Annotated in this window: 10 protein-coding genes; 4 read left to right on the top strand and 6 right to left on the bottom strand. The window is 41.4% G+C overall.

Features of this window, described 5'->3' with window-relative positions:
• Nucleotides 1-113 precede the first annotated feature (113 nt).
• Nucleotides 114-2,768: a hypothetical protein gene (locus Q1V93_RS01675; RefSeq protein ID WP_300660605.1), complete on the bottom strand. Its 2,655-nt coding sequence runs from the start codon at nt 2,766-2,768 to the stop codon at nt 114-116.
• 176 nt (nt 2,769-2,944) lie between these two features.
• Between Q1V93_RS01675 and Q1V93_RS01670 the strand changes: the two genes are divergently transcribed.
• Complete coding sequence (locus Q1V93_RS01670; RefSeq protein ID WP_300660602.1) at nt 2,945-4,447, top strand: histidine kinase dimerization/phosphoacceptor domain -containing protein; 1,503 nt, start codon at nt 2,945-2,947, stop codon at nt 4,445-4,447.
• Here Q1V93_RS01670 and Q1V93_RS01665 read toward each other — a convergent pair.
• The 4 genes from Q1V93_RS01665 to Q1V93_RS01650 all read right to left on the bottom strand — a co-directional run bounded on the left by Q1V93_RS01665 (nt 4,436) and on the right by Q1V93_RS01650 (nt 8,238).
• The gene (locus Q1V93_RS01665) at nt 4,436-4,873 is read right to left on the bottom strand and encodes a GNAT family N-acetyltransferase (protein WP_300660599.1); all 438 of its coding nucleotides are present in this window, start codon (nt 4,871-4,873) and stop codon (nt 4,436-4,438) included. The genes Q1V93_RS01670 and Q1V93_RS01665 overlap by 12 nt on opposite strands.
• A complete protein-coding gene (locus Q1V93_RS01660; protein ID WP_300660596.1) occupies nt 4,870-5,931 on the bottom strand; it encodes a CoA transferase in 1,062 nt (353 codons plus the stop codon). Before Q1V93_RS01660 ends, Q1V93_RS01665 begins: the two co-directional genes overlap by 4 nt.
• A 90-nt stretch (nt 5,932-6,021) precedes the next feature.
• The gene (locus tag Q1V93_RS01655) at nt 6,022-6,405 is read right to left on the bottom strand and encodes a septal ring lytic transglycosylase RlpA family protein (protein WP_300660593.1); all 384 of its coding nucleotides are present in this window, start codon (nt 6,403-6,405) and stop codon (nt 6,022-6,024) included.
• A 123-nt stretch (nt 6,406-6,528) separates the two neighbouring features.
• Nucleotides 6,529-8,238, bottom strand: a complete 1,710-nt coding sequence (locus Q1V93_RS01650; RefSeq protein WP_300660590.1) for a T9SS type A sorting domain-containing protein — start codon at nt 8,236-8,238, stop codon at nt 6,529-6,531.
• Between the two features lie 161 nt (nt 8,239-8,399).
• On the opposite strand from Q1V93_RS01650, the gene Q1V93_RS01645 reads away from it, so the two are divergent.
• Together Q1V93_RS01645 and Q1V93_RS01640 are read left to right on the top strand one after the other, a co-directional pair.
• Nucleotides 8,400-10,514, top strand: coding sequence for a Tex family protein (locus Q1V93_RS01645; protein WP_300660587.1), 2,115 nt, complete (start codon nt 8,400-8,402; stop codon nt 10,512-10,514).
• 117 nt (nt 10,515-10,631) lie between these two features.
• Nucleotides 10,632-11,126, top strand: coding sequence for a hypothetical protein (locus Q1V93_RS01640; RefSeq protein ID WP_300660584.1), 495 nt, complete (start codon nt 10,632-10,634; stop codon nt 11,124-11,126).
• A gap of 412 nt (nt 11,127-11,538) precedes the next feature.
• Here Q1V93_RS01640 and Q1V93_RS01635 read toward each other — a convergent pair whose 3' ends face one another.
• The gene (locus Q1V93_RS01635) at nt 11,539-12,246 is read right to left on the bottom strand and encodes a TIGR02117 family protein (protein ID WP_300660581.1); all 708 of its coding nucleotides are present in this window, start codon (nt 12,244-12,246) and stop codon (nt 11,539-11,541) included.
• Nucleotides 12,247-12,378: 132 nt separating this feature from the next.
• On the opposite strand from Q1V93_RS01635, the gene Q1V93_RS01630 reads away from it, so the two are divergent.
• On the top strand, nt 12,379-12,941 hold a 563-nt coding region (locus Q1V93_RS01630), incomplete at its 3' end, for a class I tRNA ligase family protein (RefSeq protein ID WP_300660578.1).

The following is a 12,941-nucleotide window of genomic DNA, read 5'->3' as shown; positions in this document are numbered from 1 at the left end:
GTCGAGAGAATGATCGAAACGGGCAATTTTTCCCACCAAACGAACCAAAAAGTTGAGCGGATAAGCGACAAAAATGCCGATTAAACGATCTAAAGCTATGACGGTTCTGGTTTTCATTCGTGACTCAATCTGACAAAGTGAACGTTTTTCAACTGAATTTGTTTCTCACTCGTGTGAAAAGTAAGTGAATCGGCTTTGTACCAATTCAATTGTTCGCTGCATCCGAGAGGTAAACGGTAACGATGTTTCCCTTCCAAAACCTGTATTTCCAGGTTGAAAGAAGGGTTTGAAAAATAAACCGTTTGCTCTTTCGGTGAATGAATGATTAATTCTAAGAAGGTATTTCCGCTGAGCGGAGCTTTCCACTGGATGTTGTTTTCGCGAACAGTCAATTTGTATTGATTTGAAGACCGATCGAAATGAGTGCTTTTTGATGCTTTCCAAAAATAGGGTATGAGACCTAGATTCCAATTTTCAGGATGATTCGGATACGGTAACAGGCTTGTTGAATCGCAGAAATGATTCTTGTGTTTCCAAACGCGGTAACTTCCGATCTGAGCAAAAGGTTCGTAGTTTTTATAAATGAAATTCGTCAACTGGTGATGTCTGACCTTATTCGGAATGTTGTCGATATTGTCGAAAAACACTTCCGGAATCTGCGAAAATACCACAAAGGGAACCTGCATTGTTTTCAGTTCCTTCATGTTGATTTCCAGTAATTCGTCCGTAACGGTATTTTGCAGGTATTGATTAAAATAGGACGGAACATTCTTTTCACTGTAGAAATATAACATCGGTGTGTTGGACAGATCAATAAACGTTTCATTTTGCTTCAAATGTGTTTTCAGGAAATAAATAATCTGGTCGTTGCGATTGGAAAATTCCGGATTCGGCAATACGCGGTTGATGACGTTCTTTTCCAGTTTGGGAAGATCCTTTAAACTAAGGTGAACTGTGCGCTGAAAAATATTTTGTGTTCCGTTCTTATTGTTGATACTTAAGAAAAGCGGAAACAAACTTAAAACAGCCGCTCCTGCAGTAAGTGACCAAAAAGGATTCGGATTTTCACGAACAAGCGCCCATGCTTTCAGCATGATAACTAACCAGGCAAAAGAAGAAATGAAGGTATCGCTTTGTTCCGCAAAACTATGTCGCACCAAACCGCGCTGCAGGTTGAACAAATAAAACAGGCAGAAGAGAAGAATGATAAACTCCAGCGGTTGGTGTTCCGAATTCCGGTATTGAAATGCGGAATGAATCAAAATTGAAACCACGATAACCGGAAGGATGGCGTAGTGTAAAAAGAAAATGTTGTTTTCGTCGAAAGTCAGATAATACAAGCCGTGAGCCTGGTTTGCACCGAAATATCCTTTCATCTGAACGAATTGATCGTGGCAACAGACCACAAAAGCAAGCGCAATTGAACCTCCGATCAAAGCCGTAAGAGCAAGTGATCTGATCAATAACTTCCGGTCCGATTTGCGTTGGTAAAACCAAAACGGCAGCAAAAGCAGGAGTGCTGAAACGAGACTGATTCCCAAATCCAGGCGCCAGATCACAATGAACACGACGCTCAATAAAAAGAGGTGAAAATGCTTCGGCTTATCGGATTGAATGTAGCGATACAACAATGCCGCCGGAAGCAAGGCAAATGCAAAATACAGTGTCAATACATAATAAGTTGCCGGCAATAAAATCAATCCGACGATGATTGCAGGTTTGTTTCCGAAAACAGTGCGCAGGAAATAATACATGCACAGCAAACTGAGAATGTAATTGAATTCCCAGTAAATCATCATGCTGACATTCGGTTGATAACCGTTCAGAACATAGTAGCAGAATTCCCAGAAGAAATCGCTCACCAAATGACTGGATAAATTATTGATAATCGGAAGTTCTCCGAAAAAATGATACTGCATCACCGGGTTCAGCATGTTTGCATTTTCAAACGTTTCCGTCAGCTGCATCAAAAGCGGCGAGTAGGCCTGAACAATTCCTATTCCGATCAGTGCAATGAAAGCCAGGTGACCAAAGATGTATTTTTCAAGGGAAAATTTTCGGGAATTTACTGCGCGGTAAAGCCAGAATCCGATTGCTAAGGTCCAAAAGATGAGCAGGTATGCATAAGAACCCGCAAAAATTCCCCGTTGATTGAGGATTAACGTGCTTTCCACTCCTAAAAAAACAATCAAAGGAATACTGATCAAAATGCCAGAAATCCATTGTGTTTTTTTGTTTTCGAAGGATAAAAACTGGATCAGAACGGTCGTTGTGATTGCCAAAGCAGCTCCGGTCACAGCTGAATGAAACAACAAATAATTGGTTGTAAAAACAAGTCCTATTACCATCCAGGCACTGCCATTCTTTAATGAAGGATTGAGGTTTTTCAGAAACCCGAATGTGAAGATGAGCAATGTGAAAAAGAGCGAAAACTGGGCGCTTTCAATAAACGTGGTTTGAAAACAGCTGATGAGTAGCAACAAGCAGGAAAAAGGAAGCAATGTATCTATGAGATGAATGAGCTTGTTTTCCTGAATATGTGTTTTAAAACGCGAAAAAACCCAGTAGAAAGCTAAAAAAGAAGCAATTCCGATTAAGATTAACGAATAATAGTGTGAAATGCGTTTACCGATTGAAATTCCTCTTGCGGTTGCTTCACCAATGACAAAATGATCCGCCGGGCTGAGCTCGATCGACTTGAATTTACTCAGGTAAAAAACGATCAGAATGCTTAGCGTAAGTGATATTGTAAAGAGTCTTTTTATCATTTGTCAACCAAATGTAACCAATCTTGTCAATTTCAGTACCGATATACCTTCAATTTCTCTGTAAAAAAGCTATTTTACTCGTTGTAAACCACTATACGATAAATTTACTAAAAACTTAGTCTGAATTGTCACCTGGGTAATGAAAAATCACTTACATTTGACCACTGTAAACTACTATGGCACAGCAAGATATTCTCTCTACATTGCGTAAGCTCATCTCAGGTATGGATGAGAGTCTGGTTATTTTCGATCAAAGCGGTAAACTATTACATGCTTCATTTGATCTTGAAAAGCTGTTGGAAAGAAATGATTTGACCGGAACCACCATCTTTGAATTTCTGACTTACGAACACGAACGAATCGAAGGTTTTTTAAAGGATCTGGATACTTCTAAGTATATGGATCTGCAGGTTATTCTCCGAAGATCGAAAGGTGTTTTTACTGCCAGAATGCGTCTGGCAGCCTGGAAAGTGGATGAAGGCGAATACCTGATTTTGGGAAGTCTGGTAGATGCAACACACATCGAGCGAAAGAGAAGAGATTTGCTCCGGAAGACTTTAACCATCGAATTGCTTTCCAAATCGAAAAAAATCCGGAATGGAAAACTGCATGATGCAATTTATGAAATTCTCGAAATGTCTTCCAAAGCAGTTGGTGTTACACGCGTAAACGCCTGGTTGTTTGATGAATCGCATGATCAGATTGAATGCATCGGGAATTATGATACACGTTCAGGCAAAATGGTTCCCCAGGAATCACTTCCGGTTATCGATATGCCGACTTACTTCATGCTCTTCGAAACCGAAAAGATTATCATTGCATCCAATGCGCAAACATCACCATATACTTCTGAATTGAATGAAAGTTACCTGGTTCCGAACGGGATTGTGTCTTTGATGGACATTCCCCTGCGTTCGGAAGGAAGTATTATCGGGGTGATTTGTTTTGAACAGGTGAAGCAAACGCGCAACTGGACTCTGAATGATCAGAAATTCGGATTGATTGCGGCTCAAATGGTTTCACTTGCGGTTGAAACACATAAACGGAAATTGGCTCAGCAGGAATTGGAAGCTGCGCTGCGCCAGCAGAAAAGATTGTTGATCGAAACCAATCACCGGATTGTAAATAACCTCAAAATCACGGAGAGCTTATTGAATATCCAGGTCAATAAAGCAAGAGATGCATTTCACCGGAATTTGATGCTGGATTCCGTGAACCGGGTGCAGAGCATTTTGAAACTGCATGAAATGTTGACTGATAATAATGCGCGAAATCTGCGTGTATCCCTGAGTCATTATGTGAACCGTTTGGTGCAAAGCCTGCGAGACAGTCTTTCTTTTCCGCAAAGACAATTGCAGTTGCTCACGAGTATTGACAGCTGTGAGATCAAAAGTTCCCTGGCGATGTGCATCGGAATTATTATCAATGAAGCGGTACTGAATTCATACAAACACGCTTTTGCGGAAAATGAAATCGGAGTGATCCGCATTGATTTTCAGATGCAGGGCCCGAAAGGAGTTTTGGAAATCAGTGATAACGGAAAAGGTGTAAAGGGAAACCGGGAATTTACCGGAAGCGGTGTTGAAATTATCCGGGGAATGGTGGAACACCTGAACGGAAACCTGGATATCGACGGAACAAATGGAATGAAGATTTGTGTTTCTTTCTCAATGCGCTAATATCTTGAACATCTCAAAGTGCTGCAATACATCGAAGAGTTTGTAGGAAGGACCAACCAATGTGTAGCCGAGTTTTTCATAAAAAGGCAAAGCATAATCCCGGGCATGAAGAACCAGTTTTCTGTAACCCAATGCGACCGCTTCATTTTCAAGCGTAATCATGATCTTTTTTCCATATCCCTGGCCCTGAAGATGCGCTTCAACAGCTACAAAACGCGCCTGACACGTTGTTTCATCGACACGATCCAAACGCGCTACGGCAATCAGTTCCTTGTTTTCGAACAAGGCAAAATGCGTAGCAGTTTCGTCTCCTTCGTTGCGTTCGGAACCTCGTTCTTTTCCCAAGGGTTCTCTTAAGATGCGGTAGCGCAGATCGTAGTAGGAATCCCATTCCTGTTGGGTTTTCGGAATTTTAACTTCTATCATGATTTGAATTGAAAGGCGATTTGAGAAACGCGTTTGGTTTCCTTGTTTTCGATATTTTCCGTTTTAACAAGGTGCTGACTATCCGGATTTTTGAATACGTCTTCCAGGTCTTTAATGAGTCCGGCAGGAACAAAATGCCCGTGCATGAATTCCAGGATTTCGTCCGCGTCGAAACGCGAAATAACTTCCTGGATGATTTCCTGAAGTAACTTCCGGTTCGTTACCCGGTTCACATTCGTTGCGAAACGTTCGTCAGAAACGAATGCGGAAAGTCCCAGGAATCCGCAAAGAATTTCAAAATGCTTGTTACTTCCGATTGCAAAAGTGATTGGTTTTCCATCGCCGGTAATGAAAATTTCGCCGTACGGAGCGATATTCGGGTGCAAACTTCCGATTCTTTGAGGAATGTGACCTTCCATTAAGTAATTGGAAGCCTGGTTTGCCAATGAGCAAATCGCGGCATCGTATAAGGAAACGGAAACCGTTTGTCCTTTGTGCGTTTTTGTTCGCTGCAATAAGGCAGTCAGAATTCCTTCTTTCAATTGGTGAGCCGCCAAAACATCAATCAATGCTACCGGCATTTTCACCGGCCCGGATTCAGGAGTTCCGTTCATAGACATGAAACCCGTTTCAGCCTGGAGAATCAGGTCGTAAGCCACGCGGTCGCTTTCAGTTCCGAACCCGGAGATTTTTCCGATAATCAATTTCGGATTGATCGAATGCAAGAAATCGTCGCTGATTCCAAATTTTTCTGCATCTCCTTTTTTGAAGTTGGACAGGAAAATGTCGGCATTTCGGATGAGTGTTGTCAATTGCTCCAAATCATCCGGATGTTTGAAATCCAGCTTCTGATATTTTTTGCGGTAATTGACGGAAGAAAAATAAGCCGAAACAGGCGTGTTTTTGTCTTCGCTGCTCAATTTCCAGCTTCTGGTCACATCGGGAATCGCCGGGTTTTCAATCTTGACCACCGAAGCACCCAATTCTGCGAAAAAAGTTCCTACAGACGGACCAGCCAAAACGGTAGAGCAATCAACTACGATTAAATCTTCAAACATGAAGTAAAATTAGCAGAAAAAGCGATAGCTTTTGAAGACCGGAACACAATCCGTCAGCTAACAGATTAGAAAAAAGTGCCCCGGAAAAATCTAATCTGCTTTCGCTACGGGAATGATTTCCTCGACTTGTACTTTTGTGATTCCGCTTCGGACAAAATTCAGTTTTTGAGCCCCGGAAAAGCTCAGATCAATGATGTGTGGAGACGATTTTCCCATGCGGTCAACGACCTTCACAATGATTGTCGAATCGTTTTTCAGATTGGTCACTCTCAGAAGAGTTCCGTATTTCAAAGATTTGTGAGCGCAGTACATACTATCCTTGTGATAAGGCGTTCCTGAAGCTGTTCTTCTACCTTGAAACTTGCTGGAGTAATAACTCGCATTTCCAGTTTGTTTGAAGATGTTCTGATAAGTGAAACTTACCAAAAGACCTAGTGTCATAATTCCAAAAATCCAGTATTTCAAACCATTCATTTTAAAAGTTGGGAAGCTAAGATAGGGAAACCTGAAAGTTATAACACCATATTTTACAAATCGTTAACACAAAAAAGCCCGGTTTTGAGGATAAAACCAGGCTCAAAAAGGAAGCTTTTGAATCTATTTTTGGATTACTAATTTTTGAGTTGAAACAGCATTCTTCGTTTGTAAAACTACCTGGTAAATACCGCTTTGAATCGGATTCAACGAAAGTTCATCGTTTGCAATGTGTGCTTCTTCCAAAACAAGTTTTCCTGCTAAATCATAAATCGAAACTTTTTTGACGGATGAACCGCTGAAATGTAATTTATTTTGTGCCGGATTCGGATAAAGTACGATTCGTTCTGCTTTATTTTCAGACAAAGCAAGTGGAATCTGATTGATATTGTACGTTGTGTTGGTGACAATTGCCGGGTTGAAATCAAAGTAGATATAAGCCGTGTTTTCAATTTCAGTTCCTACCGGCAAATTCGGCAGCTCTGAAATGGTATAGATTACAAAACCTTGTGAGGCATCCAGATCAACGGAGCTTTGTGCTAAATTGATGTCGTTGAATGAGAATGTAACGACACGCGTGGTTGTATTGATGGAAGTGGCAACACCATGTTTCGCTCCCACATATTTGAATGTTGAAAGATCGAGATGCGGAGAAATGGTATCCTGTACAACGACATCCATTGCGTTGAGGTTTCCGTCGTTTTGGAAATGAATGACATATTCGAATTCTTCCACCTGGTTCGGGTTCACATTTTCCGGCTGATCTACCAGTTTTTCATTCGGATCGTAAGAATTGAGTACGACTCCACAAATGGTGTCTAAGTTGTTGCTCAAATCACTGTCTGTCGGATTGACTAATGCCAGGTAAAAACAATAAGGAGTTCCCGCAGGAGTGTTTCCCGGGAAAGTGAATGGAATATGAATGTACTGACAATCGGAAAGTCCGGGAATATCAAATGTTAGGGTCGTTCCTGAAACCACGGGATTCGTTAGTCCGCTTGTATTCGGAACGAAATTTGCCGGTATTTGAAGTGTAACGGAAACATCCGAAGTATCTGAGCAGGCGTAATTACAAATGTTCAGGTAAAGATGTCCGGTTTGCAGTGGAGCAACGAAATTGGAAGCCCAGCCGTAACTGAGAGCAAAATCGGGATTCGGACTTGGTGTTGTACAGCTTACAGTTACCGTTTGCTGTGGATTATTAGCCATTCCGTTTGCATTAAAAGAAGTAATTGTAAAGTTAGGGCTTGTTTGAAGCAAACCGTTTGTTGCCAGCCATGCCGGATCAACTTGTACGGTATACGGAGCATTAGCCGGATTTAATCCTGTGTAAACGGTTGATCCCGATCCGGTTGAAGGTGAAAGAATGGTAATGTTTCCATTGACATCTGTAAATTGATAAGGAACATTCGGATAGTTGAGTGCAGGACTTGTTTGCATCGTGTAGATCCACAAATATCCGCAATTTGAAGGTCCCGGGGCATTAATAGTCATCGTTTGACCTGCATCTACATTCGCACCCGAAGTTCCACTGTAAACATTGAGCAGGATATTGTAGGTTCCTGCAAGTGAATAACCGTGCGACTGTTGCACATAATAGAAAGTGTTTGCACCCGCAGTAGAATAATTATGAGTGGATGTATTTCCATCTCCCCAATCAATTGAAAGAATTCCGCCAGTTTCGGGAAGTGCCCCGATTGTCATTTGAATTCCCAAAGTTGTCTGGCAACCGTAAGTGGTGTCAGAGAAGAATGAATAGCTTGTTGTTTGCGCAAAAGCGGTAAGATTCGTAATACCGGCAAACACCAAAAGAAGGTAAAGTATCTTTTTCATAGTAAATAGTTTTAAAGAAAGACTCTTTAATTTGTGTAAGGTTGTAAAATGTTGATTGTTATTGTGTTGCTGGTTGTTTTGACTGAGCGTTGAGCCGAATTTCAAACTTCTTTTTTCTGCTGGATAACGATGGAATTTCCTGAACATCTATATTTGTCATTATGCAAAAAAATGAATTCATTATCGGCGCTTCCGGATTAAAAGAGAAGGCGATTCAAAATACGATTGAACTATTGGATGGTGGTGCAACTGTTCCGTTTATTTCCAGATACCGGAAAGAAATGACTGGCGGATTGGATGAGGTTCAGATTGCTCAGATTCGTGATCTGGCAAAAAAGTACGATGAATTGATTGCGCGTCAGCAAACGATGATCGCGTCGATAGAAGAACAGGGAAAACTAACGGATGAATTGAAAAATAAGTTGCTGAATTGTTTTGATTCGGTGATTCTGGAAGATATTTATTTGCCGTATAAGCAAAAACGTCAAACGAAGGGAGATAAAGCAAAGAAATTGGGACTGGAACCGTTGGCGAAGATGATTATGTCGCAGCGTGGTGGCGATCCGGAACAAATGGCGGAACGTTTTGTGAAAGGAGACGTTTTGGATGAAGATATGGCATTGCAGGGTGCTGTGGATATTATTGCGGAGTGGATCAATGAAAATGCAATTGCCCGCGGAAGAGTGCGCACCTTGTTTCAGCGAAAGGCTGTTTTTGTTTCCAAATTGGTGAAGGGAAAAGAAGAGGAAGGTGCGAAATACAGAGATTATTTCGACTTTTCCGAACCGCTTTACAAAACGGCATCACACCGCTTTCTGGCAATTATCCGTGCTGAGCGGGAAGGAATTTTGTCGATCAAGGCACAACCGGAAAAGGAAGATGCATTGGAATCATTGGAACGTTTCTTTGTTAAATCGGAAGATGAATGCGGTGATTTGGTAGCAAAAGCATGCAAGGAATCGTATTCGCGTTTGATGTGTTCTTCTTTGGAAAATGAATTGCTGGCTCAAACAAAAGAAAAAGCCGATAAAGAAGCGATTTCTGTTTTTTCCACCAATCTGAAACAATTGCTGCTTGCTCCACCGGTTGGAAACAAACGAACGCTGGCTCTCGATCCGGGATTCAGAACAGGATGTAAGGTGGTTTGTTTGGATGAGCACGGAACGTTGTTGACGAATGTGACGATTTATCCACATCCGCCGCAAAATGAGCGGGACAAGGCTGCTGCAAAAATTGCGCAGTTGGTACAAGCATATAAAATTGAAGCAATTGCAATCGGTGATGGAACTGCGGGCCGCGAAACAGAAAATTTTATCAAACACATTCGTTTCGATCGCGATCTGGAAGTGTATGTTGTTCGTGAAGACGGGGCTTCGATTTATTCTGCCAGTCCGATTGCACGAAAAGAATTCCCCGATTACGATGTAACGGTTCGTGGAGCCGTTTCAATTGGTCGTCGTTTGATGGATCCTTTGGCGGAATTGGTGAAAATAGATCCGAAATCTGTTGGAGTGGGGCAATACCAGCACGAAGTAAATCAGACTTCCTTGAAAGATGCGTTGGATGATGTGGTCGTTTCTGCTGTAAACGCGGTCGGAGTGGATTTGAACACGGCATCCCCTTATTTGTTGAGTTACGTTTCCGGTCTTGGTTTAGGCCTGGCAGAAAATATCGTTGCTTACAGAACTGAGAACGGAGGAATCAAATCGCGTGCAGAATTGAAAAAAGTGAAGCGATTGGGAGACAAAGCGTATGAACAGGCGGCAGGATTTTTACGTGTACGGGATGGAGAAAACCCGTTGGATAATTCGTCCGTTCACCCGGAAAGCTACAAATTTGTCAATCAAATGGCTAAAAAACTGGGAATCGGATTGAGTGACCTGATTGGAAACGAGGCGAAATTGAATGAAGTCAAACAGGCTGACTTTCCTGAAATTGATTCGTTTACATTTACGGATATTGTCAAAGAATTGAAGAAACCGGGGCGTGATCCACGCAAAAAAGCGAAAATAATGGAATTCGACAGCCGAATTAAAACCATTTCGGATTTGAAAGAAGGAATGATTTTAAATGGAATTGTGACCAATGTAACCAATTTCGGAGCTTTCGTCAATATCGGAATCAAAGAAAACGGGCTGATTCATAAGTCTAACTTGTCTGATCATTATGTGGAAGATCCTACTCAGTTTATTTCTTTGCATGAGCATGTGGAAGTGCGCGTTGTGGAAATTGACGAGGCGAGAAAACGGGTTGGTTTGCAGCGGATCACGAATTAGTTTATCCCGCACCAGTACTGGGTTAATAGATACATGTCTATTCGTCTTTTTACTTGCGGATTTAAAAAGTGCACGCTTCTTGTGTAGAAGAGATATATTTGATAAAAAATGAAAAGGATGAAGAAGACTATTTTTTTAGCATTGATGTTGCTTGCGAACATCGGCTTTGCACAGGATTACAACTCCGGAGATACAGAATTGGATGCCAACCTGAAAATTGTAAATACAAATGCAAACAAGGATTTGGCAGCTTTCAAACTGGAATTGACCAAAACATTTAATGTTGCTTTGCCTAAGGTGGAAGCTTGCTTTAAGGTTGGGATGAATCCGGGAGATGCGTTTATGGCTTTTCAAATTTCAAATATTGCTAAAAAACCGATCGAAGATGTGATTACTGTTTATAAAACAAGTAAGTCGAAAGGTTGGGGAGCGATGGCAAAAGAATTGGGAATTAAACCCGGTTCTGCAGAGTTCCATGCTTTGAAGGGGAAAGCGAAAGATAAGTCGAAAGGGAATTCAAAGGATAAAGCTTCCGGAGACAAAGGAAATGGGAAATCCAAAGGGAATTCCGGTAAATCGAATGGAAACGGTAAAGGAAACGGAAAGAAATAAGACCAAACAGAATTTGTGATACGTCTATAAAAGATACCAAAAAGTCCTGGCAGTGAATGTCGGGACTTTGTGTTTTACGGGCTTGAATGTTTGATTTTACTGGCGAATAGATACAACTTGTCCCGCCACTGCGGGATGTCTATCCATCTTTTAGGATAATATGCCGGATTTTTCAGTAAGAGATCAGAAGTTAAAAAGAACACAAAATGGCCGTATCGCAATATTGCAAACTGCCCGAATTCAGGGGCAATGGGAAAAGAAATAATGTAGAATGAATTATGAAACCCTGGCAATGAATGTCAGTTTTTTTGTTTCAGAGTTAATCAGAATGATTGTGCCGTTAAAATGAAGTCTCAGACCATCAGATTACAAAATGCTTTTTTGCCAATTTGCCATTTGGCAAACCGGGAATTTAGTGGCTTACAGACGGAGAATCGGCAAATTTTGAAAAAATCGCTCCTTTAAACGGAGTCCAAACTCCCACTTTCTGACCAGCCCGTTTCAAGGCATTATTCGTCCAGGTATTGCAGGTGTAAGTCATGTTATACTCAATACTCGAATCAAAGAAGAAATCATACGTTCCGTAAGGATGTTTTTCAATCACTTTTGCTTTTCCGTTTTCAAACAAAAAGCTGTGTTGAATGAAACCGCAAAGCCGTTGGTAGTGCCTTTTACTCAAATGAATTTCAACCAAACTCGTTTTATCCAAATCTTTCGGAGTACATAAAATCAAATGCATTGCACCGGGACCTCTTCCAAAAACGGTGTTCAAAACCGTTCCGACTTCCATGTCGCTCCATTCTTTTGTGCGCAGGAAGAAATTTTTATCGCCCCAGCCGAATTTAAGATGCGTTTGAAAAGTATCTACGGAAAGCATTTGGTGAAGTGATAAGGTGCTTTCCCAATTCATCAGCGGATGCCTGATCGGAAGGATTACATCGGAGTGAATACCGTTCGAACTGATGTAAATGGTTTCTGTTTTCGAATCATTTGTTTCTTCAACGGAGACGGTGAACGGAGAAAGAGAAAGGAAAATCAGGATATAGATCGCAATGAATGCAAAAAGCAGCTCGAAGAAAATTCGAATGCTTGTAGCAAGTATGTTCCAGGCTTTCTTCATGGGGTCGTTTGAACAAAAATAGAAAAAAAGCAATTCGATCTTTGGGATAATTGTTGCCCGGCAGACGAATTGTTCCTTGCTAAATAGGGCTGTTTTAGTATTTTTGTACTTTAAATAACATAATTATACAACATGGAAATTCCAAAAACGTACGAACCCCGTTCAGCAGAAGAGCGATGGTACAGCCATTGGATGGCTAAGGGTTACTTTCATTCAGAACCAGATGATCGTGAGCCTTTTACTGTCGTCATTCCTCCGCCAAACGTAACGGGAGTCTTGCACATGGGACACATGTTGAATAATACGATTCAGGATGTTTTAATCCGCAAGGCGAGAATGGAAGGCAAAAATGCCTGCTGGGTTCCCGGAACGGATCATGCATCCATTGCAACGGAAGCAAAAGTGGTTCACAAATTGCGTGAGGAGGGAATCAAAAAATCGGATCTTTCCAGAGATGAATTTTTGAAACACGCTTTCGATTGGAAAGAAAAGTATGGAGGAGTAATTCTTCAGCAGTTGAAAAGACTTGGGGCTTCCTGTGATTGGGAAAGAACAGCATTTACAATGGATCCGGAGTATTCTGATTCCGTAATCAATGTGTTTATTGACCTTTACAAAAAAGGGAAGATTTACCGCGGTGTCCGAATGATCAACTGGGATCCGGAAGCACGTACGGCTCTTTCTGATGAAGAAGT

The organism is Fluviicola sp. (assembly GCF_030151805.1).
GTDB lineage: Bacteria > Bacteroidota > Bacteroidia > Flavobacteriales_D > Crocinitomicaceae > Fluviicola.
The sequence above is the reverse complement of the archived record's forward strand: the minus strand, read 5'-3'. Positions and strand labels throughout refer to the sequence as shown.